This window comes from Neobacillus mesonae (genome assembly GCF_023715155.1).
GTDB classification, from domain to species: domain Bacteria; phylum Bacillota; class Bacilli; order Bacillales; family Cytobacillaceae; genus Neobacillus; species Neobacillus mesonae_A.
Genome location: NZ_JAMBNQ010000002.1, coordinates 194404 through 215722 on the forward strand (window position 1 = coordinate 194404; position 21319 = coordinate 215722).

The 21319-nt window shown below is 42.8% G+C and carries 22 protein-coding genes; all 22 read left to right on the forward strand.

Features of this window, described 5'->3' with window-relative positions:
- The first annotated feature begins 273 nt into the window (after positions 1-273).
- Positions 274-495 carry an AtpZ/AtpI family protein gene (locus M3183_RS03785; protein ID WP_251466648.1) on the forward strand — a complete coding sequence of 74 codons (222 nt, stop codon included), beginning with the start codon at positions 274-276 and terminating at the stop codon, positions 493-495.
- A 2-nt stretch (positions 496-497) separates the two neighbouring features.
- Positions 498-872, forward strand: coding sequence for an ATP synthase subunit I (locus tag M3183_RS03790; RefSeq protein WP_251466650.1), 375 nt, complete (start codon positions 498-500; stop codon positions 870-872).
- 27 nt (positions 873-899) lie between these two features.
- Entirely contained in the window at positions 900-1613 is a 714-nt protein-coding gene (gene atpB / locus M3183_RS03795; RefSeq protein WP_251466652.1) for a F0F1 ATP synthase subunit A, read from the forward strand.
- 82 nt (positions 1614-1695) lie between these two features.
- On the forward strand, positions 1696-1908 hold the full coding sequence (atpE, locus tag M3183_RS03800) for a F0F1 ATP synthase subunit C (RefSeq protein WP_277613938.1): 213 nt from the start codon (positions 1696-1698) through the stop codon (positions 1906-1908).
- 348 nt (positions 1909-2256) lie between these two features.
- A complete protein-coding gene (locus M3183_RS03805) occupies positions 2257-2787 on the forward strand; it encodes a F0F1 ATP synthase subunit B (protein WP_251466656.1) in 531 nt (176 codons plus the stop codon).
- Positions 2784-3323, forward strand: a complete 540-nt coding sequence (locus tag M3183_RS03810; protein ID WP_251466658.1) for a F0F1 ATP synthase subunit delta — start codon at positions 2784-2786, stop codon at positions 3321-3323. Before M3183_RS03805 ends, M3183_RS03810 begins: the two co-directional genes overlap by 4 nt.
- 24 nt (positions 3324-3347) lie before the next feature.
- The gene (gene atpA / locus M3183_RS03815) at positions 3348-4859 is read left to right on the forward strand and encodes a F0F1 ATP synthase subunit alpha (RefSeq protein WP_251466660.1); all 1512 of its coding nucleotides are present in this window, start codon (positions 3348-3350) and stop codon (positions 4857-4859) included.
- Positions 4860-4943: 84 nt separating this feature from the next.
- Positions 4944-5804 (forward strand): ATP synthase F1 subunit gamma, encoded by an 861-nt coding sequence (atpG, locus tag M3183_RS03820; protein ID WP_251466662.1) that lies wholly within the window; start codon positions 4944-4946, stop codon positions 5802-5804.
- A 99-nt stretch (positions 5805-5903) separates the two neighbouring features.
- Positions 5904-7325: a F0F1 ATP synthase subunit beta gene (atpD, locus tag M3183_RS03825; protein WP_251466899.1), complete on the forward strand. Its 1422-nt coding sequence runs from the start codon at positions 5904-5906 to the stop codon at positions 7323-7325.
- A 21-nt stretch (positions 7326-7346) separates the two neighbouring features.
- Positions 7347-7754: a F0F1 ATP synthase subunit epsilon gene (locus tag M3183_RS03830; RefSeq protein ID WP_251466664.1), complete on the forward strand. Its 408-nt coding sequence runs from the start codon at positions 7347-7349 to the stop codon at positions 7752-7754.
- Between the two features lie 866 nt (positions 7755-8620).
- Positions 8621-8995, forward strand: a complete 375-nt coding sequence (locus M3183_RS03835; protein WP_251466666.1) for an NADH-quinone oxidoreductase subunit A — start codon at positions 8621-8623, stop codon at positions 8993-8995.
- Positions 8986-9498, forward strand: coding sequence for a NuoB/complex I 20 kDa subunit family protein (locus M3183_RS03840; protein ID WP_251466668.1), 513 nt, complete (start codon positions 8986-8988; stop codon positions 9496-9498). Before M3183_RS03835 ends, M3183_RS03840 begins: the two co-directional genes overlap by 10 nt.
- 3 nt (positions 9499-9501) lie before the next feature.
- Positions 9502-10995, forward strand: coding sequence for an NADH-quinone oxidoreductase subunit C (locus M3183_RS03845; protein ID WP_251466670.1), 1494 nt, complete (start codon positions 9502-9504; stop codon positions 10993-10995).
- A 3-nt stretch (positions 10996-10998) separates the two neighbouring features.
- Positions 10999-12099, forward strand: coding sequence for an NADH-quinone oxidoreductase subunit D (locus M3183_RS03850; RefSeq protein WP_251466672.1), 1101 nt, complete (start codon positions 10999-11001; stop codon positions 12097-12099).
- Complete coding sequence (gene nuoH, locus M3183_RS03855; RefSeq protein WP_251466675.1) at positions 12099-13103, forward strand: NADH-quinone oxidoreductase subunit NuoH; 1005 nt, start codon at positions 12099-12101, stop codon at positions 13101-13103. Before M3183_RS03850 ends, nuoH begins: the two co-directional genes overlap by 1 nt.
- Before the next feature lie 180 nt (positions 13104-13283).
- Positions 13284-13709, forward strand: coding sequence for an NADH-quinone oxidoreductase subunit NuoI (gene nuoI, locus M3183_RS03860; protein ID WP_251466678.1), 426 nt, complete (start codon positions 13284-13286; stop codon positions 13707-13709).
- Positions 13706-14224 (forward strand): NADH-quinone oxidoreductase subunit J, encoded by a 519-nt coding sequence (locus M3183_RS03865; RefSeq protein ID WP_251466680.1) that lies wholly within the window; start codon positions 13706-13708, stop codon positions 14222-14224. The genes nuoI and M3183_RS03865 overlap by 4 nt, the downstream gene beginning before the upstream one ends.
- A complete protein-coding gene (gene nuoK, locus M3183_RS03870; protein ID WP_251466683.1) occupies positions 14221-14535 on the forward strand; it encodes an NADH-quinone oxidoreductase subunit NuoK in 315 nt (104 codons plus the stop codon). The genes M3183_RS03865 and nuoK overlap by 4 nt, the downstream gene beginning before the upstream one ends.
- A gap of 146 nt (positions 14536-14681) precedes the next feature.
- A complete protein-coding gene (nuoL, locus tag M3183_RS03875; protein ID WP_251466685.1) occupies positions 14682-16547 on the forward strand; it encodes an NADH-quinone oxidoreductase subunit L in 1866 nt (621 codons plus the stop codon).
- Positions 16544-18052, forward strand: coding sequence for an NADH-quinone oxidoreductase subunit M (locus tag M3183_RS03880; RefSeq protein WP_251466687.1), 1509 nt, complete (start codon positions 16544-16546; stop codon positions 18050-18052). Before nuoL ends, M3183_RS03880 begins: the two co-directional genes overlap by 4 nt.
- A 5-nt stretch (positions 18053-18057) precedes the next feature.
- Positions 18058-19572: an NADH-quinone oxidoreductase subunit NuoN gene (gene nuoN / locus M3183_RS03885; protein ID WP_251466689.1), complete on the forward strand. Its 1515-nt coding sequence runs from the start codon at positions 18058-18060 to the stop codon at positions 19570-19572.
- A 257-nt stretch (positions 19573-19829) separates the two neighbouring features.
- On the forward strand, positions 19830-20978 hold the full coding sequence (gene spoIIP / locus M3183_RS03890) for a stage II sporulation protein P (protein ID WP_251466691.1): 1149 nt from the start codon (positions 19830-19832) through the stop codon (positions 20976-20978).
- The last annotated feature ends 341 nt before the right edge of the window (positions 20979-21319 follow it).

Sequence of the window (21319 nt, forward strand, 5' to 3'; positions counted from 1 at the left end):
ACATTCCCTTAACAAAACGTTCACAATTTGTTCACATTTAAGACAAAAATAATGTTACGAAATACAATACAATTATAGTGTTTACTGTCATAGACAATTGGACAAAATTTTGATAATGCGATTGTGGAATTATTCACGATAATTCATTGACTTTGATAGGTGCCTATTGTATGCTAACAAAGGGTGTAAATGGGAGGGGTTTCATAATAATGTCATATCTCTCCAGATGAAATTAATCCGCTGTTCATTCTCGTAAAATGGGATGATTTTTATATGAAAAATGACCACAATCCATTTAAAGCGATGGGGTTGATGTCTGCCATTCTATCGGCTCTTGCAGGGTCTGTCTTAATAGGGGTCTTTGGAGGGAAATGGCTGGATCAATATTGGGGTACGGAACCTGTATTTCTCATCATTGGGTTGTTTGTTGGACTAGGAGCGGGCATCTATTCTATGGTAGTCTCAATCCGCCATTTTTATTCAGGAGATTCATAATTATGCCAGATTTTAGACAGATGTACAACAGGCAGAGAAAATGGATTTTTTACTTGTTGTCCATTTATGTTCTTGGCTGGGGGTTTACTTCTTACCAAACCATATTTCTTGGTCTCATTCTTGGTACATGCTTTAGTTACGTAAATCTTTGGTTTTTAGTGAAGAAAACGGAAGACTTCGAGAAGAAAGTATCGCAGGGAAAAAAAGTCCGATCCTTAGGATCCCTTTCCAGAATGGCTGTTGCTGGAATTGCTGCGCTGATTGCTCTTAGATTTCCTGATTACTTCAATATGATTAGCTTAGTGGCGGGACTAATGACATCCTATATTGTCATTATGATAGATTACTTTTATCATGCATTGCATGCACACAAATAAGATAAAACGGGAAGCGAGGTGAGTTACATGCATCATGAAAATCCTGAATTTCAGTTTCTGGGTCTATGGTTTAACGGAGCTAATATGCTCATGATTACAGTTGCAAGTATAATTGTATTCCTAATTGCAGTTCTTTCTACACGCACGCTGGCCATGAAACCAACCGGGATGCAAAACTTCTTTGAATGGGTAATGGACTTTGTAAAAGGCATCATCAATAGTACAATGGATTGGAAAGAAGGCGGCAGATTTCAAATTCTGGGCATTACATTAATTATGTATGTGTTTGTTTCCAATATGTTAGGTCTTCCCTTCGCGGTCGTAGTAAATGATCAATTATGGTGGAAATCACCGACTGCCGACCCAATGATTACCTTAACTTTGGCTGTGATGGTTGTAGGGTTATCTCACTATTACGGTGTAAAGCTGGGAGGAGCAAAAGGGTATGGAGCAACATTTTTTAGCCCGATGAAGTTCTTATTTCCGCTGAAAATTATTGAAGAATTTGCGAACACATTAACTCTTGGTTTGCGTCTTTACGGTAACATTTATGCAGGTGAATTATTGCTTTCATTATTGGCAGCAGGACTAGCGCATCAAGGCATTGCCGGTCTAATTGCTGCAGTACCGCTGACATTCTTATGGCAGGCATTCTCTGTCTTTGTCGGCACTATCCAAGCTTATATCTTTACCATGTTAACGATGGTCTATATGTCTCATAAAGTGAGCCACGACCATTAAAATAAATCGTTCATTTCTATGAACAAAATTATTAACTAATATATATACATTTCTAAGGAGGACATTTAAAATGACAGGATCTATTGGTATTTTAGCAGCAGCAATCGCTATTGGTTTAGCTGCAGTTGGTGCAGGTATTGGTAACGGACTTATCGTAGGCCGTACAGTTGAAGGTATTGCCCGTCAACCTGAAGCACGTGGTTTATTGCAAACAACTATGTTTATCGGGGTTGCGTTGGTTGAAGCATTACCAATCATCGGTGTAGTTATTGCATTCATGGTATTAAACCGATAATTTTAATGAAACTCGCCGGCTGGCATGGTCTGTTAGGAAGATTCATGAGGCGTAGTTAGAGTTCAAAATTTATAAATGTAAATTTTGATTAGCTGAAAAGATTTCAAATGGCGAAGTGACTATGATGGATGGAGAATTCCCGACTGGCGAGCCGGCTAGGCTGGTTTGTTAGGCTTAGCTGCACTTTTGCTGCAGGGAAGTGTAGACTTTCGTAATGAAGTTTATGTTTCCCATCAGGCTAATAGAACCTTCGCCATTTATTTTTGTGTGTATAAAAAAAGGGGCAGAACACTGCAACGTTTTTATAGGTTTTGCATAGTGAGAGACTCTTGAAAGGAGTGAACCCGGGTGTTAATAAACAGTTTTGTACTGGGTACTGCGGCTGAGAGCGGTTCCCATGTTAACTTTGGAGATGTTTTCTTCCAGCTGATTGTGTTTATTATCTTAATGGCGCTGCTTAAAAAGTTTGCTTGGGGACCATTAATGGGCATCATGAAGCAGCGTGAAGATCATATATCAAATGAAATTAACGGGGCTGAACAGAGCCATTTAGAAGCAAAAAAACTTTTAGAAGAACAAAGAAACCTTTTAAAAGAAGCGCGTACCGAAGCACAAGCCTTGATTGAAAGTGCGAAAAAACAAGGTGATATCCAGCGTGATGAAATTATTGCTGCTGCAAGAGCAGAGGCTGAACGTGTGAAAGAAACAGCCAAACTTGAAATTGACCAGCAAAAAGAAAAGGCGGTTGCCGCTATCCGTGAGCAGGTGGCTTCATTATCCGTTCTTATTGCTTCTAAAGTTATTGAGAAAGAATTGTCTCAAGCAGATCAAGATCAGCTGATTGATCAATATATTAAAGAGGCAGGAGAAGAGCGATGAGTAATTCACTAGTAGCAAAGCGCTACGCTTCAGCTCTTTTTCAAATTGCAAAAGAACAGCAAATCATTGACTCTGTTGAAGAGGAACTTCGGGTTGTGAAGGAAGTTTTAGAAACGACAACTGGTCTAAAAGATGTTCTTCACTCTTCAAAGTTAACGATTGAACAGAAAAAAATGATTTTAAAAAATGCATTTTCAAATAAGATAAACCCAAATGTTTTGAATTTGTTACTGCTTTTAATTGACCGGCACCGTGAAGGTGAAATCAATGATGTCGTTGATCAATTCACCGTGCTTGCAAATGATGAAATGGGAGTTGCGAAAGCAAAAGTATATACGATCCGTCCGCTTTCGGACAAGGAACGGGATGCTATTTCTGCTGCATTTGCTGCTAAAGCAGGCAAGAAATCACTTCAAATTGAAAATATCGTAGATACCGATCTGCTTGGAGGCGTTTTGCTCCGCATTGGTAATCGTATATATGATGGAAGCTTGATTGGCAAGCTGAATCGTCTGGAAAGTAAATTGTTAGGCTAAGATTTGTAGATAGGGGTGAAACTCATGAGCATCAAAGCTGAAGAAATCAGTGCCCTGATAAAACAACAGATTGAAAACTATCAGGCAGAAATTCAAGTGACAGATGTAGGTACTGTTATCTCCGTTGGTGACGGTATCGCACGTGTCCACGGCCTTGACAACTGTATGGCCGGAGAACTTGTTGAGTTCTCAAACGGCGTTATGGGTATGGCACAAAACCTTGAAGAAAATAACGTCGGTATCATTATTCTTGGACCTTTCATCGACATTAAAGAAGGTGATGAGGTTCGCCGCACAGGACGCATCATGGAGGTTCCGGTTGGCGAGGAACTGATTGGTCGTGTTGTTAACTCTTTAGGACAACCAATCGATGGCATGGGTCCAATCAATGCAAAGAAAACCCGTCCTGTTGAGCATGTTGCAACAGGCGTTATGGCTCGTAAATCGGTTCATGAGCCGCTTCAAACAGGTATTAAAGCGATTGACGCACTTGTGCCAATCGGACGCGGACAACGTGAGTTAATCATCGGTGACCGTCAAACAGGTAAAACATCTGTAGCAATCGATACAATCATCAACCAAAAAGGACAGGACATGATTTGTATCTATGTTGCAATCGGACAAAAAGAATCAACTGTACGTAACGCGGTTGAAACACTTCGTAAACACGGAGCATTAGAATATTCTATCGTTGTGTCTGCATCTGCATCACAGCCTGCTCCAATGCTATTCTTAGCACCGTATGCCGGGGTTGCAATGGGTGAAGAATTTATGTTCAACGGTAAACACGTATTAATCGTGTATGATGACTTATCAAAACAAGCATCAGCATACCGTGAACTTTCCTTGTTACTTCGCCGTCCTCCAGGCCGTGAAGCATATCCAGGGGATGTATTCTACTTACACTCACGCCTTCTCGAGCGTGCAGCAAAATTAAATGATGAACTTGGTGCTGGATCTATCACAGCATTACCATTTATCGAAACACAAGCAGGTGACGTTTCTGCTTATATTCCAACAAACGTTATCTCCATCACAGATGGACAGATCTTCTTACAATCAGACCTATTCTTCTCCGGTGTTCGTCCGGCGATCAACGCAGGTCTTTCCGTTTCCCGTGTAGGTGGTTCTGCGCAAATCAAGGCAATGAAGAAAGTTGCCGGTACCTTGCGTCTTGACCTTGCATCCTACCGTGAATTAGAGGCATTTGCTCAGTTCGGTTCTGACCTTGATAAGGCAACCCAAGCAAAACTTGCCCGTGGTGCACGTACTGTTGAGGTTCTAAAACAAGACCTTAACAAACCGATTCCTGTTGAAAAACAAGTTATGATTCTTTATGCATTAACACGCGGTTTCCTTGATGATATTCCGGTTCATGATATCAGCCGTTTTGAAGGAGAATTCTATAGCTGGTTAGACCACAACCGTAAAGACCTGTTGGATCATATCACCAAAACAAAAGAACTTCCTAAAGATGATGATATGGCTGAAGGAATCAACGCTTTCAAAAAGACGTTTGCTACTTCAGAACAATAAGGTCGGATATTTAACGGCGGCGATGGTGCAGGGCTGACCCTAGCCATCGCCTGACATTCTTTGAATGAGGGTGGTGAGAACCTAATGGCTTCATTGCGCGATATTAAAACGCGGATAAATTCAACAAAAAAGACCAGTCAAATTACAAAGGCAATGGAAATGACTTCAGCCGCAAAGTGGAACCGCGGTGTTATGAACGCGAAATCATTCGTGCCTTATATGGAAAAAATCCAGGAAGTAACGGCATCAATTGCCCTTGGTGCTGGCGGCGTGAGTCATCCGATGTTGACCCACCGTCCTATAAAGAAAACAGGATATATTGTCATTACATCTGACCGCGGTCTCGCTGGTGCATTCAACAGTAACGTTATCCGCAACGTCCATCAAGCAATTCAAAGCCGTCATAAATCGAATGACGAGTTTGCGATTATTGCGATTGGCCGTGTGGGGCGTGACTTTTTTGTGAAGCGCGGTTACAACGTAGTCCTTGATATCGTTGGGATTAACGACCAGCCAAGCTTTCAGGATATAAATCATATTACAAAAACAACTGTCAACATGTTCTCAGATGGAACATTTGATGAATTATATGTTTACTACAGCCACTATATTAGTGCCATTTCACAGGAAGTGACTGAGAAGAAACTGCTGCCATTAACAGATTTGGCAGGAGGATCACATAAACTTACTTCCTATGAATTCGAGCCAAATGCAGAAGAAATTTTAGAAGTGCTTCTTCCACAATATGCAGAAAGCTTGATTTATGGTGCACTGCTGGATAGTAAAGCAAGTGAGCACGCTGCCCGGATGACCGCAATGCGCAATGCAACAGACAATGCGCACGAGCTTATCCGCAACTTGACACTTAGTTATAACCGTGCCCGCCAAGCAGCGATTACACAGGAAATCACCGAAATCGTCGGCGGCGCTGCAGCTTTGGAATAGTAATATCATTTCTGGTGAAGGCGCCGTTTTGGTGCCTGAGGCCATTTTTTAATAAGTTCGGTTATTTTTTAGCAAAGAGTATGTTAGGAGGGAATAATGATGAGCAAAGGACATGTTCTTCAGGTTATGGGTCCAGTTGTTGACGTTAAGTTCGATGACGGTCATCTTCCTGCGATCTATAATGCGTTGAGAATTGAACAAAAAGCGCAAAACGGATCTGAAGTTGATCTTCACCTAACCCTTGAAGTTGCCCTTCATTTAGGTGATGATACAGTTCGTGCCATCGCGATGGCATCTACAGATGGATTAACTCGTGGTATAGAAGTAGAAGATACAGGTGCACCAATTTCCGTGCCGGTTGGCCAGCCAACACTAGGCCGTGTATTTAACGTATTAGGTGAGGCAATTGACTTAAAGGGTGAAATCCCTGCAAGCGAACGCCGTGACCCAATTCACCGTGAAGCACCTTTATATGAAGATCTTTCAACTGAGGTTGAAATTCTTGAAACTGGTATTAAGGTTGTAGACCTTCTTGCTCCATATATTAAGGGTGGTAAGATCGGTCTATTCGGTGGTGCCGGTGTAGGTAAAACCGTATTAATCCAGGAATTAATTAACAACATTGCCCAAGAGCACAGCGGTATTTCTGTTTTCGCTGGTGTTGGTGAGCGTACCCGTGAAGGTAACGACCTTTACCACGAAATGACAGACTCTGGCGTTATTAAACAAACAGCAATGGTATTCGGACAAATGAACGAGCCTCCTGGTGCACGTATGCGTGTTGCCTTGACAGGTTTAACAATGGCTGAATATTTCCGTGATGAACAAGGACAAGACGTGCTATTGTTCATCGATAACATCTTCCGTTTCACGCAAGCAGGTTCTGAGGTATCTGCCCTTTTAGGCCGTATGCCATCTGCCGTTGGTTACCAGCCAACACTTGCAACTGAAATGGGTAAATTACAAGAACGTATTACCTCAACAAATAAAGGTTCTGTTACATCAATCCAAGCGATTTACGTACCAGCCGATGACTATACTGACCCGGCTCCGGCAACAACTTTCGCTCACTTAGATGCAACAACAAACCTTGAGCGTAAACTTTCTGAAATGGGTATCTACCCTGCGGTGGACCCTCTTGCTTCAACTTCTCGTGCATTGTCACCTGAAATTGTCGGCGAAGAGCATTACAATGTTGCTCGTCAAGTACAGCAAACATTACAAAAATATCGTGAATTACAGGATATCATCGCAATCTTAGGTATGGACGAACTTTCTGATGAAGATAAGTTAGTCGTTGCCCGTGCGCGCCGTATCCAGTTCTTCCTATCACAAAACTTCCACGTTGCTGAACAGTTCACTGGTCAGCCAGGATCATACGTACCGGTTAAAGAAACTGTTAAAGGATTCAAAGAAATCCTTGAAGGTAAATATGACCATCTTCCAGAAGATGCATTCCGTCTTGTCGGTCGCATTGAAGATGTGGTTGAAGCCGCAAAACGCATGGGCGTAGAGGTTTAATCCAGCCGGGGAGGGTAAAAAATGAAGACGATTAAAGTCAGTGTTGTGACTCCCGATGGTCCGGTATATGAATCCGATGTGGAAATGGTGAGCACAAAGGCGAAAACAGGTGAGCTTGGTATTTTGCCTGGGCACGTGCCATTGGTTGCTCCGCTCGAAATTGGTACTGTACGTCTGAAGAAGGATGGAAAAACTGAATTTGTCGCTGTCAGCGGCGGATTTTTGGAAGTTCGTTCTAGCGAGGTTACCGTATTAGCCCAATCTGCAGAGAAATCTGAAGAGATTGATGTGGAACGTGCATTAAAGGCGAAAGAACGTGCGGAACAGCGGTTGAACGAACAGAAGTCAGAGCATGTAGACTTCAAACGTGCTGAACTGGCATTACGCCGAGCAGTAAACCGCATTAATACAGCGGAGGAACGTAAGTAAATTAAATGATTTAAAAATGTAAGGCCCCTCTGGACGGCATTTGGCACCGCCTCAGAGGGGCCTTTTACTATGATGTCGGCTTTTTAAGATTCCATTTGGTGCCTAAGAACAAGTCGCAATGGAACAAGGGTGAAGCTGTCTTTAAAAAGGCGTCTTTAAGATAGAATGTGGTTGGAAGAGTGAGAACCAATCTTTAAAAAGGGGTCTTAAAGACAGAAAGCGGTTGGAAGTGCTAGAACGTGTCTTTAATAAGGTGTCTTAAAGACAAAAAGTGGTTGAAACGGCAAGAATTTGTATTTAATAATGTCTATAAAGGGCAAAAAGAAGTTAAAAAGTCTAAACTTGTCTTTAATCAATGCGGTTATAAAGAGAAACCTATACATAAAAGAAAAGAATTTTTTAAAATTACATAAAGGATAGATTGACTGTTTGAAAACCTTTTTTATGACAGCAGTTTTACTAACTTCAATTGCTGGTTAAGATGTACTAGTTTTATTAATTTCCGAATGAAAATAAACCTTTAGAATATGATGTTAGAGGAAACCGTTTATGACGCCATTATAATAGAAGTAAAGTGGTTGGTTTTTAAATTTTAAAAAGAATTCGGCAAGTTTGTAAAAGTTGATAAACCTCACTGACAGGGAGTGACTTTTGTTGTTTAATAGGTGTTGTTGTCGAATTTGAATATAGCATTTTAAGCTTTTGATGAGCTCGTTTTCAATGCAAAAAATCCAAATATTCCACGGCTGGCAGAATTTGAATTTTTATACAATAAGGCTTGTCGACATGGGTATATTTCAATGCTATAATGAATTCGGTTACAATATTCGTAAGTATGAAAATATTCAACATTGGAGGGGATAGACATGGAACTTTTAAATGTATATCAGAATAATTATCTGATAGTTTTTGTGTTCCTATGTCTCGGGATTTTGCTGCCAGTGGTAGCGTTGACTTTGGGTAAGCTTCTGCGCCCGTATAAGCCGAGTGCAGAGAAGTATACCACATATGAGAGCGGAATTGATCCGGTTCACGATTCTCGTGTACAGTTCAATGTCCGCTATTATATTTTTGCCCTGATGTTTGTTATTTTTGATGTGGAGACAGTGTTTTTATATCCATGGGCAGTTGCTTATGATAGACTGGGGATTTTTGCATTGATTGAAATGACGCTGTTTGTCATCATGCTATTAATCGGCCTGGTATATGCTTGGAAAAAGAAGGTGCTGAGATGGATTTAAAAGTAAACGGCATTACAGATTTGGATTTAAAAGAAGTCGAAAGAAATGTATTTATGACTACGCTGGAGCAAGTGAAGGGCTGGGCGCGAAGCAGTTCCCTCTACCCTGTAACATTTGGTCTGGCTTGTTGTGCGATTGAAATGATGGGTGTTGGTGCAGCCCACTATGACCTAGACCGATTCGGGTCCTTCTTCCGTCCATCACCAAGACAGTCGGACTGCATGATTGTATCGGGTACCGTCACGAAAAAAATGGCACCGATTTTACGCCGTCTTTACGATCAGATGCCTGAACCAAAATGGGTCATCGCTATGGGTTCCTGTGCAACTGCAGGCGGTCCTTATATTAAATCGTACTCTGTTGTAAAAGGTGTGGACCAAGTCGTCCCTGTTGATGTATACATTCCGGGCTGCCCTCCAAACCCAGCAGCATTAATTTATGGAATTAATAAATTGAAAGAAAAGATTAAATATGAAGCGAAGACTGGGAAGAAGGTGATCTAGTCGATGAGCGGAGAAAAGGATCTCGAGCAATTAAAGCGGGAGGCTGCTGAAAAGGCGAAAGCGGCAGCACTGGCGAAGCGCCAGGCTAAGGCCGCAGCTGAAGCAGGACAGAAGTCATCTGAGGAAAAAACGGTAACATCTGAACAACCGCCGGCTGAGCCTGAAAAAGCAGCATCGGCTGGGGATGCCGATGATCTTGCAAAGAAAAAAGCCGCAGCGGCAGCAAAGGCAAAAGCGGCGGCATTAGCAAAAAAGAAACGCGAAGGTATAGAGGATGAGGAACCGGCGGCGGAAACGAGTGCCGGGGAAGCCGATGACTTGGCGAAAAAGAAAGCGGCAGCGGCAGCAAAGGCAAAAGCGGCGGCATTAGCAAAAAAGAAACGCGAAGGCATAGAGGATGAGGAACCGGCGGCGGAAACGAGTGCCGGAGAATCGGATGACTTGGCGAAGAAGAAAGCGGCAGCGGCAGCAAAGGCAAAAGCGGCGGCATTAGCAAAAAAGAAACGCGAAGGTATAGAGGATGAGGAACCGGCGGCGGAAACGAGTGCCGGGGAAGCCGATGACTTGGCGAAAAAGAAAGCGGCAGCGGCAGCAAAGGCAAAAGCGGCGGCATTAGCGAAAAAGAAACGCGAAGGCATAGAGGATGAGGAACCGGCGGCGGAAACGAGTGCCGGAGAATCGGATGACTTGGCAAAGAAAAAGGCCGCAGCAGTAGCAAAGGCAAAGGCAGCCGCGGCAGCGAAGCGTAAAGCAATGGAGCAAGCAAGCGCTGATGGGGCCCCTGCAGATGCGGACGCAAAGGCGAAAGCAGCCGCAGCAGCCAAAGCGAAAGCAGCGGCGGCCGCAAAGGCAAAGGCAGCTGCAGGCGGGGATGCTTCAGCTGGTGATGATGAAAAGGCGAAAGCCATTGCAGCCGCAAAGGCAAAGGCGAAAGCGGCCGCAGCCGCAAAAGCAAAAGCCGCGGCAGCAGCAAAAGGCGGAGCAGCAGCGGATACAGATGAAGCGGATGCAAAACCATCACCAAACCAGCCATACTTAGACAAGTATGTGAAGGTTATTGAAGAAAATATGGGATCAAATATTTTAGAAGACTTTTATATCAATAAACTCTCAAAAGACGTCCCAACATTAGTTGTGAAAAGAGAATCCTATTTCAAACTGGCACAATTTCTTAAGTTTAATGAGCTCTTAGGGTTTGATTATCTGTCAGAGCTGCACGGGACTGATTATGAAACATACATGGAAGTATATGTTCACTTATACTCATACAAAAACCGCCAATCCGTCGCAGTGAAAGTGAAGCTTGACCGGGATGAACCGGTTATTGAATCGGTACAGCCGATTTGGGCGGGCGCAGAATGGCCTGAATGTGAAGCCTATGATTTATTAGGCATCAAGTTCACCGGGCATCCGAATTTGCGCAGGATTTTCCTTGGAGAGGAATGGATTGGCTATCCACTGAGAAAAGACTATGAGCCGTATGATGTGGAGGTGTAGCCAATGATTAGAACAGAAGAAATGGTCCTGAACGTAGGCCCGCAGCACCCAAGTACACACGGAGTATTCCGGCTGGTGGTACACCTTGACGGGGAGCTAATCACCGAAGCAGAGCCTGTGATTGGGTACCTGCACCGAGGAACGGAAAAAATTGCAGAAGACCTGCAATACACTCAAATTATTCCCTATACGGACCGGATGGACTACTTATCATCGATGACCAATAACTATGTGCTTTGCCATGCGGTGGAAACGATGATGGGGATTCAAGTGCCGGAGAGGGCAGAATACCTAAGAATTATCGCAATGGAATTAAACCGTATTGCCAGCCACCTTGTTTGGTGGGGCACCTATTTGCTTGACCTTGGGGCAACAAGCCCATTCATCTATATGTTCCGTGAACGGGAAATGATTATTAACATGCTGAATGAACTCTCGGGCGGACGCTTAACCTTCAACTATATGCGTGTTGGCGGTGTGAAGTGGGATGCGCCGGAGGGATGGATTGAAAAAGTAAAAGAGTTTATTCCTTATATGAGGGAACAGGTAAAAGGTTATCATGCACTGGTAACCGGAAATGAAATTTTCGTCAATCGTGTAACAGGAATCGGTAAGTATACAAAAGAAGATGCATTTAACTATTCTCTTAGCGGGGCAAATCTCCGCTGTACCGGCGTGAAGTGGGATCTCCGTAAAGATGAACCGTACTCCATCTATGATCGTTTCGATTTCAATGTGATTACAGAGGAGGGCGGTGATGCTTTAGCACGCTACCATGTCCGTACAAAGGAAATTGAAGAATCATTGAAAATTTTAGAGCAGGCCTGTGAACAATTCCCTGAAGAGGGCCCGATTTTAGCAAAAGTGCCAAAGATTATTAAAGCACCAAAAGGGGAAGCATTTGTCAGAATTGAGTCGCCAAGGGGAGAAATTGGCTGCTATATTTCCAGTGATGGAAAAAAAGAACCGTACCGCTTAAAATTTAGAAGACCATCATTCTATAATCTGCAAATTCTCCCTAAACTGTTAAAAGGGGAAAACATTGCAAACATGATTGCTATTTTAGGAGCTATTGATATTGTACTTGGAGAGGTGGACGGCTAATGGTTGAAAATATGCTTAAGTCTAGTCCCGGCCTGTACAACTTTGCCATCTTCTTTCTGTTTGGCGTCATTTTATTGTTCATTGTACTAGGCTTTGTAACCTACTCTATTTTGGCGGAACGGAAGGTTATGGGTTATATGCAAAACCGGCACGGTCCTAACCAAGTCGGCGGCCGTTTTGGTCTCCTGCAAACAGTTGCAGACGTTTTGAAGCTTTTATTAAAAGAAGATATTATTCCTAAAGTATCAGATAAACCATTGTTTATCATTGCACCGGTAATTGCGTTTGCTCCATCCTTTATGGTGCTGGCAACGATTCCGTTTACGGATAAGTTCCAATTTGCCGACCTGAATGTAGGACTTCTGTATTATGTGGCGGTTTCCGGAATGACTGTATTCGGCGTACTGCTTGGCGGGTGGGCCTCAAACAACAAATACTCTCTGTTAGGGGGGGCACGGGCAACAGCACAAATGATTTCGTATGAAATTCCGCTGGTTATGTCAGTTTTAGGTGTCATTTTACTATCAGGCAGTTTGAACTTAAATGATATCGTGCATGCCCAACAGCATGGCTGGTTTATTTTACTACAGCCAATCGGATTTCTAATTTTTTTGACCGCTTCCGTTGCGGAATTAAGCCGGACACCTTTTGACCTGCCGGAATCAGAATCAGAACTGGTTGCTGGATATCATGTTGAATATTCAGGTTTCCGCTGGGCATTCTTTATGCTAGCGGAGTATGTCTATTTATTTGCCATGACGGCATTGGTTACAATACTATTTTTTGGAGGATGGCTTGCACCATTCAGTTTCCTCAGCTTTATCCCGGCATCTGTCTGGTTCGCACTTAAATTCTGTGCTGTCCTGTTCGTTTACCTATGGTTCCGAAGCACCTTCCCGCGGATGCGTGCCGACAAACTGATGGAATTCGCCTGGAAAGTGCTTATGCCAATCGCACTTGCAAATATTTTCTTAACGGCATTGATTAAGTCATTATTTTTTTAAACCGCTAATTGGGAGCTGTTATCCGCTAATTGGAAAGAGTTAAGCGCTGATAAAGAAGGCTTATCCGCCAATTGAAGTGTTAAGCGCTAATAAAAATGGCTTAACCGCTAATTGGCCTCTGGCAACCGCCAATTGATTTTAAAAAAAGCGATAAATTGATTATTTAAAGGGGTGAACAACGTGCTTGGTACTGGATTAGCAAAAGGCTTGAAGTATACCCTAAAACAGTTAACGCGTGAAAAGGTGACATATGATTATCCAAATGAACCGCTGCCGCTTCCGGACCGGTTCCGCGGGATTCAGAAGTTCTACCCGGAAAAATGTATTGTCTGTAACCAGTGTGCCAATATATGTCCGACAGACTGCATTCAATTAACCGGTAAGAAGCATCCGGATCCAAAGAAAAAAGGGAAAATCATTGATACGTATGATATTAACTTTGAAATCTGCATCCTTTGCGACTTATGTACTGAGGTATGTCCAACCGAGGCCATTATCATGACGAACAACTTTGAGCTTGCTGAATACAGCCGTGATATGTTATTTAAAAACTTGGAATGGCTTGATGAAAACGATGAAAATATACGGCAGGTGAACAAACCATGACCTTTACAGGTGAATTTATCGCATTCATGGCCCTCGCACTTGTGGCGATCATCGGAGGCGTGCTTTTATTGAACCTGAATAAAGTCGTACATATGGTCGTGGCCCTTATTTTCACCTTCGTCAGCATTGCCGGAATCTATATTCTCTTGTCAGCGGAGTTCGTGGCTGCTGTGCAGGTGCTCATCTATTCTGGTGCCATCACTATCATCATGTTGTTTGGCATTATGTTAACGAAGCCATATGACGATAGTGAAGCGAAAACAGGAAAATGGAGAAAGATTCTCGTGTTTCTAGGGGTTGTCGGGTTTGCGATTGCTGTGTATCTTGGAATTTACAATTTCGATATCAAGCAGCAGCCATCAACCTTGCATGAAGACAATACGATGCAAATTGGAAAGGCCTTGTACACGCAATACATTATTCCATTTGAGTTCGTATCTGTGTTACTTTTAGCAGCCTTAATCGGGGCGATTATTTTAGCAAAACGAGAGGATAAGGAGGCGGATAAGGAATGAGTCAGGTCCCCGCTTCAGCCTTTTTGGCACTGGCACTCATTTTATTCTGCATTGGTCTGTATGGTGCCCTTACAAAAAGAAATACAGTAATTGTGTTAATTTCAATTGAGTTGATGCTCAATGCCGTGAATATCAATCTTGTAACCTTTAGTAAATACGGCTTGTACCCATCAATTAACGGACAGGTATTTGCTCTCTTCGCCATGGCCGTCGCTGCTGCTGAGGCTGCTGTCGGACTCGCAATCCTAATGGCGCTGTACCGCAATAAGAAAACCGTCCACATTGACGAAATGAACGAAATGAAAAACTAGAAAACCTTTACGGTGTCAGAAACCCGGCTGCAAGTCCGGTGAAATAAAAAGTTAGTTTTTACCAAACTGTCCGCCTCAGATGGACAAATTGGGAGATTTGTTCACGATTGGTGTCTGACACCCATTTGAAAAGGGGATTTGATAAGATGGAAAATGCATGGCTGATACCGCTTTTCCCGCTTTTATCGTTTTTGCTCCTTCTCCTGATCGGTAAGCGAATGAAGGAGGCAAGCGCATATGTGGGGATTCTCATGACGCTGGCGTCGCTTGTTTTCTCAATTCTAGTATTATTTGAACGCTTCCAAGAGCCGAGCTACCTTGTAAAATTTAACTGGCTCACGATAGGAGATATGCATCTTACAGCGGGCTTTGAAGTGAACCAATTAAATGCATTAATGCTGTTTATTGTTTCGCTCGTGAGTTTCTTGGTACATACCTATTCCAAGGGCTATATGCACGGAGATGAGCGGTTCCATATTTTTTACGCCTATTTAGGACTATTCACCTTTGCAATGCTGGGCCTCGTCATCTCGCCTAACATTCTGCAAACCTATATTTTCTGGGAACTGGTTGGTGTTGGTTCCTTCTTGCTAATTGGTTTCTACTATTATAAAGAAGAAGCGAAGGCCGCTGCGAAAAAGGCTTTTATCATGACCCGGATTGGTGACGTGGGTCTCTTGATCGGGATGATTCTTCTTTTCTGGCAAACCAAAAGCTTTGAATATAGTGAAATTTTTAAAGCAGTAGAAGCTGGTTCGGTATCCAATACGATGATTACCTTAACGGCCATTCTGATTTTTATCGGAGCCATCGGAAAATCAGGTCAGTTTCCGCTCCATACATGGCTTCCGGATGCGATGGAAGGTCCGACGCCAGTATCAGCATTGATCCATGCCGCAACAATGGTTGCTGCCGGGGTATACTTGGTGGCTGCATTATTCCCAGTGTTCTCGGCTAGTAAAACAGCACTGCTTACTGTTGCAGTCATTGGCGGCTTTACAGCGATCTTCGCTGCCAGCATCGGTATTGTTCAGACAGATATTAAACGCGTGCTTGCCTATTCGACTGTTTCACAGCTGGGCTACATGATGCTTGCACTCGGTTCTGCCGGATATGTTGCCGGTGTGTTCCACTTAATGACACACGCCTTTTTTAAGGCATTATTATTCCTTGCAGCCGGATCGGTTATCCATGCTGTCCATACGCAAAACATTGAGGAGATGGGCGGACTTTGGAAAAAGCTGAAATGGACTGCACCGTTATTCTTGATCGGAACACTTGCCATCAGCGGGGTACCGGGATTATCAGGTTTCTTCAGTAAAGATGAAATTTTAGCTGCTGCATGGGAAGGGGGACATCCTGTTCTCTTCATACTGGCATTAATTGCTGCTTTCATGACGGCATTTTATATGTTCCGCTTGTTCTTCATGGTATTTACCGGTGAAAACCGCGGAAATCAAAAAGAGGTGCATGAATCGCCCTCTGTGATGACCTTGCCTATGTTGGTCCTAGGCATTCTGGCAATTGTCGGCGGTTATGTCAATACACCATGGTTTGGCTCATTCCTTGGCGACTGGCTCGTAGACGGCAATACAGCACTTGGGCACGCCCATATTGAAGGACCGGCCTGGATTATGTTTGCTGCTACCATTGTTTCGCTGGCAGGTATTCTGCTTGCTTACTTAATTTACGGCAAGCGCTCCATTGCCCCTGACTGGCTCAGCGGCAAAGGCGGTATTCTGCACACGATTTTATATAACAAATTCTACATCGATGAGTTTTATCAGATCACAATTGTAGCCATTACAAAAGGTATAAGCTACTTCCTGCGCTTCATTGATGTCTTTATTGTAGAAGGTCTTGTCAAAGCGGTGACCGGAATGGTTCAAGGACTTGGAAATATCGGTTCAAAACTACAATCCGGGCAGGTACAGACATATGGTGCTGTGGCATTCCTGGGTCTCGCCGTTCTCGTTGTCATTTATGCACTAACAGGGGGGTACTTACGATGAATTTACAATCCATTCTTTCAATCCTAGTATTCTCCCCTTTACTAGGTATCATTGTTCTGGCACTATTGCCAAAGACGCAAGAAAAGGCAGTCAAGGCAATCGGCATTCTTGCCACACTGCCGGCACTGATTCTATCACTTGCGGTCTATGCTCATTTTCTTGCCGGCAAAAACCTTTCTGATTTTTCAATATCGGTTCCGTGGATTAAGTTCCGCGGTATCAATGCCCAGGAGCCGTTTTTCACCGTATCATATGAACTGGCTGTCAGCGGATTTCAGCTGGTGCTTGTCGTATTGACGGCGATTGTCTCAACCTTAGCGGCCATCGGAGCTGCCAAGTTTATCAAAAAGGAATGGAAAGGCTACTATATGCTGTTCCTTCTTTTACTAACAGGTATGCTTGGAGTTTTTACAGCAGAAAACTTAATTCTGTTCTTCATTTTCTTTGAGATCACCTTGATTCCAACATTCTTCCTTATTGGAAAATGGGGTTATTTTGAAAAAGAAAAAGCAGCATACAGCTTCTTACTTTATAACGGGTTAGGCTCTGCTGTATTGCTGATCGTGATTATGATTTTGTTTGCGAAAACAGGTACATCCAATATCGAGATTTTGCGGCAAATGATGGCCGATCCGTCCGGCCCATTGAAAGACGGCTTTAAGCTCGGACTGTTCATTGCTTTGTTAATAGCATTCGGGGTTAAACTGCCGATTTTTCCATTGCATACCTGGATGCTCAGGGTGCATGTTCAAGCACCGCCATCTGTTGTTATGATTCACTCTGGTATTCTCTTAAAAATCGGCGCCTACGGATTAATCCGCTTTGGGATGGGGATCTTTCCAAAACAATTTGAATCGCTTGCCACACTGATTGCTATTCTGGGCGTCATCAACCTGCTTTACGGAGCGTTTCTGGCGTTCATTCAAACAGACTTTAAAATGGTGCTGGCCTATTCCTCGATTTCACATATGGGAATCGTTTTAATCGGACTTGCTGCCATGAATGAAGCAGGGATTCAAGGGGCCATTTTCCAAGTGGTATCACACGGCTTGATTTCAGCGCTGTTGTTCTTCCTTGTCGGTGTGATCTACGAACGGACCGAAACATCGTTTATTGACAAATTAGGCGGTTTGGCAAAAGGCATGCCGCTTGCCGCAGGCTTCTTGCTGGCTGCGGCAATGGCGTCACTTGGTCTGCCGGGCATGTCTGGTTTCGTCAGTGAATTTATGGCATTCTTAGGTCTATTTAAAGTGGAGCCATGGATTGCCGCAGTCGGAACCATCGGGATTATCATGACGGCAGCTTATCTGCTTCGTGCCGTACTTGGTATGACCTACGGCAAAGCCCGCCGCGAATTTGACGGGGGCCTTGATCTGAAGGGTGCGGAATTGGTGCCGGTGTTTGTTCTTATGCTTCTGATTGTTTTAATTGGTGTTTATCCAAGTGTCCTAAGTTCACCGCTTCAAGCCACACTTGAGACTATCTTGCTTGGGTTAGGAGGGTAACTAGGATGAGTTATGAGACATTTTCACAAATAAATTGGAGCATCATGACACCGGAATTCATCATCCTGGGTGTGATTGCCATCCTTATATTAATGGATTTATTTATGCCAAAAACATTGGACCGGAAAATTCTCGGCTGGATTGGCATTACCGCAACTTTTGCTGCTATGGTGTATACGGCAGCGATGGCGGGAGGGCCGGTTCAATCAATTTTACATGATACCTTCCGGATTGACAGTTTTGCCATTGCCTTTAAACTGCTGATTCTTGTCGGTGGTGCACTGGTATTGTTTTTGGCTGTCAGCTATGAACCAAAAGATGGTGTGGAACGCTATCAGGCTGAATTTTACTATCTGTTGTTAACGGCCATGCTTGGCGGTATGCTGATGACTTCAAGCGGCGACTTAGTCACGCTTTATATTGGACTTGAGCTGCTTTCCATCACTTCTTATATTTTGGCAGGCATACGCAAGTTTCATCCCCAGTCCAATGAATCTGCCATGAAATATGTCATAAACGGCAGTATTTCAAGTGCGATTGTCTTGTTCGGGATGAGCTATGTATATGGTTTGACGGGCACCACCAATTTGCTAAATATCGCAAATGAACTTGCGGCACTGGCAAACAGCAACCATGTCTACCTGCTTACGATTGCATTCCTGATGATTGTCATCGGGTTAGCCTTTAAAATTTCTGCTGTACCGTTTCATATGTGGGCACCGGACGTGTACCAAGGTGCACCAACACCGGTTACGGCATTTTTAAGTGTTGTTTCAAAAATTGCCGGCTTTGTCATCGTGATTCGCATTCTGCTGACGGTGTTCGGCTTTGCGGCTACCAAAGGACCGGGTTCGCCTCCGATTTTATATGACATGCAGAACTACCTTGCTGTGATCGCTGGTGCAACGATGATTGTCGGTAACGTTGTCGCTATAAAGCAGACGGATATTAAACGGATGTTTGCGTATTCCAGTATTGCCCATGCAGGTTACTTGATAGTGGCATTTACATCATTGACAACCAATATGTTTCAGGCTATCTGGTTCTATCTCCTTGCCTATCTGTTAATGAACCTTGGGGCATTTGCCGTCATCCAAGTGATAACAGAAAAAGCAGGGTCCACGAAGATTGCTGAATTTGCCGGTTTATACCGCCGTGCCCCGGTATTGGCCGTATCGATGGGAATTCTATTAATTTCTCTTGCCGGCTTTCCGGGAACAGCGGGCTTTATTGGTAAATTAAATATTTTCCTTGGCACGTTTTATGCAGAGCCAAGTCATTATGTGCTCGCATCCATCATGATTGCGACCACGGTGGTGTCATACTTCTATTATTTCCGGGTAATGACACAAATGTTCTTCCGCCCCGCAGCGGACGAAAGTAAATTTTCAATTCCATTCGGCATTCTTGTCGTCCTGATTGTGGCAGTGGCTGGATCGGTGTTATTCGGCATTATGCCAAACTTTGCTTTTGACTTCTTGCAAAACAACTTGGATATTTTGGGCGACTTCTTTAAATAAAAAGTGAAAACGGAAGCCGGCCGCATCCCTTAGTGTGAAGGGATGCGGCCGGCCTTTTTTATAATAGATATTTAAATTCGCAAGTTATTTTACTTCATTAAAGGACCATATTTTAAAGCTTTGTAACATAATAAAATCATGTTATTAACACATTTTATAACCGTAAAAAGAGTAACAGTTTTGTAAAGACAAAATAACCTATTTTTTCACCTGAACTCCTTATTCACTCATATATATGAGATAAGGAGGTATGTCCATTGAATCCGTTAAAAAGTATCCCGCTAAAATTGATTTACCGTTCTGTACTAATTGTTCTATTAACGTTTTTCATAATTTCATTAGTTGTTGCGTTAAAAATAAATATTTCCTCCCTAAAAATGAGTACTTCTATTGGAATATTAAATGAAGAAAAACTCCTCGTTCAATTTTTCAAATTCGAGAATCATACCTTTTTCCCAAAATTGAAACCACGTGTTTTTACTGTACCCAAAATAACGAATGTCATATTCCAAATAGCCACAACCATTAAACCAACAGATGCGAGAACATTTTTAGGCAATGAAATACCTGGATTAAGAATGAATAACACAGAGATTGCAGTAGCAGGAGAAGGGACAAACCTGAGGAATCTTCCAAACGAATCCGCTCCTCCAGATAAGGTCTTACAAAATGCGAGGAAAGCTTCAGAAGAATTATTAAAAGGAATCCAGCAAAAGGATGACGATGCCCCTAAAAATCCAGCTGCTAAATCCGTATTTATTTATCATTCTCATAGTTGGGAGTCATTCCTTCCAGTCTTAGAAAATGCTTCAAATCCTGACGATGCCATAAGTTCTGATGAAAGGGTCAATGTCATTGGCTTAGGTAATCGTTTGGCAAAAGATTTAATGAGTAAAGGAATCGGCGTTGAACACGATAAGACCAATATGACGCAAGAATTAGTGAAAAAAGGATGGCCATCAACGAAAGCATATACAGAATCCCGAGAAATTGTCGAAGCAGCAGCCAATCATGATCAATTAAAGTTTTTTATTGACATTCACCGTGATTCTCTGGGAAAACAAATTACGACTAAAACGATTAATGGTACAAGCTATGCGAGGCTTTATTTTGTAGTAGGGAAAGAAAACAAAAATTACCTGGAAAACCTAGAATTAGCCAAGGAGCTGAACGGGGAGTTAGAAAAAAAGTATCCTGGCATTAGCAGAGGGGTCTTTCTAAAAACGTACAAGGAAGGGGACGGAGTATACAATCAAGATTTATCAAATAATGCCATGCTGCTGGAAATTGGCGGTGTGGATAATAGCTTGAGTGAACTTCATAACACAATTGATGTATTTTCGGATATATTTGCAGATTATTATTGGAAATCAAATGAATCAAAAGAGGTAAATGGGAGGGGCTGAGTCATTTTCGGCTCTCTGAATGAAATCAAATATTCAAGCTTGGTTAAAATTACCATCTAATTACAATTTTGTCTCATATTATAGGAAGTTAACAATTTATTTAAGGATTGTAAATTTCAGATAAACCGACAATTTTTTGAAAGGAGCTTATTTTATACTGACCATAGCTTTAAGGAAAGGAGTGAAGAGGTCTTTTATTGCAGATTTTTTAAAAGGCTTACAAAGATTTTGTACCCTAGACAGCAGCCAATGACAGAGTACTTCATATACTTAATCTAATGGCTGTGTTAAAGGATATTGTTGATTTTATAGTCTTGTTGATTTGAGCGGAAATCAACAGC

What these genes read in the sequence shown, in the direction of transcription:
- M3183_RS03785 (WP_251466648.1), top strand. Translation starts at nt 274, where the DNA reads ATGAAAAATGACCACAATCCATTTAAAGCGATGGGGTTGATGTCTGCC.
- M3183_RS03790 (WP_251466650.1), top strand. Translation starts at nt 498, where the DNA reads ATGCCAGATTTTAGACAGATGTACAACAGGCAGAGAAAATGGATTTTT.
- atpB (WP_251466652.1), top strand. Translation starts at nt 900, where the DNA reads ATGCATCATGAAAATCCTGAATTTCAGTTTCTGGGTCTATGGTTTAAC.
- M3183_RS03810 (WP_251466658.1), top strand. Translation starts at nt 2,784, where the DNA reads ATGAGTAATTCACTAGTAGCAAAGCGCTACGCTTCAGCTCTTTTTCAA.
- atpA (WP_251466660.1), top strand. Translation starts at nt 3,348, where the DNA reads ATGAGCATCAAAGCTGAAGAAATCAGTGCCCTGATAAAACAACAGATT.
- atpG (WP_251466662.1), top strand. Translation starts at nt 4,944, where the DNA reads ATGGCTTCATTGCGCGATATTAAAACGCGGATAAATTCAACAAAAAAG.
- atpD (WP_251466899.1), top strand. Translation starts at nt 5,904, where the DNA reads ATGAGCAAAGGACATGTTCTTCAGGTTATGGGTCCAGTTGTTGACGTT.
- M3183_RS03830 (WP_251466664.1), top strand. Translation starts at nt 7,347, where the DNA reads ATGAAGACGATTAAAGTCAGTGTTGTGACTCCCGATGGTCCGGTATAT.
- M3183_RS03835 (WP_251466666.1), top strand. Translation starts at nt 8,621, where the DNA reads ATGGAACTTTTAAATGTATATCAGAATAATTATCTGATAGTTTTTGTG.
- M3183_RS03840 (WP_251466668.1), top strand. Translation starts at nt 8,986, where the DNA reads ATGGATTTAAAAGTAAACGGCATTACAGATTTGGATTTAAAAGAAGTC.
- M3183_RS03845 (WP_251466670.1), top strand. Translation starts at nt 9,502, where the DNA reads ATGAGCGGAGAAAAGGATCTCGAGCAATTAAAGCGGGAGGCTGCTGAA.
- M3183_RS03850 (WP_251466672.1), top strand. Translation starts at nt 10,999, where the DNA reads ATGATTAGAACAGAAGAAATGGTCCTGAACGTAGGCCCGCAGCACCCA.
- nuoH (WP_251466675.1), top strand. Translation starts at nt 12,099, where the DNA reads ATGGTTGAAAATATGCTTAAGTCTAGTCCCGGCCTGTACAACTTTGCC.
- M3183_RS03865 (WP_251466680.1), top strand. Translation starts at nt 13,706, where the DNA reads ATGACCTTTACAGGTGAATTTATCGCATTCATGGCCCTCGCACTTGTG.
- nuoK (WP_251466683.1), top strand. Translation starts at nt 14,221, where the DNA reads ATGAGTCAGGTCCCCGCTTCAGCCTTTTTGGCACTGGCACTCATTTTA.
- nuoL (WP_251466685.1), top strand. Translation starts at nt 14,682, where the DNA reads ATGGAAAATGCATGGCTGATACCGCTTTTCCCGCTTTTATCGTTTTTG.
- M3183_RS03880 (WP_251466687.1), top strand. Translation starts at nt 16,544, where the DNA reads ATGAATTTACAATCCATTCTTTCAATCCTAGTATTCTCCCCTTTACTA.
- nuoN (WP_251466689.1), top strand. Translation starts at nt 18,058, where the DNA reads ATGAGTTATGAGACATTTTCACAAATAAATTGGAGCATCATGACACCG.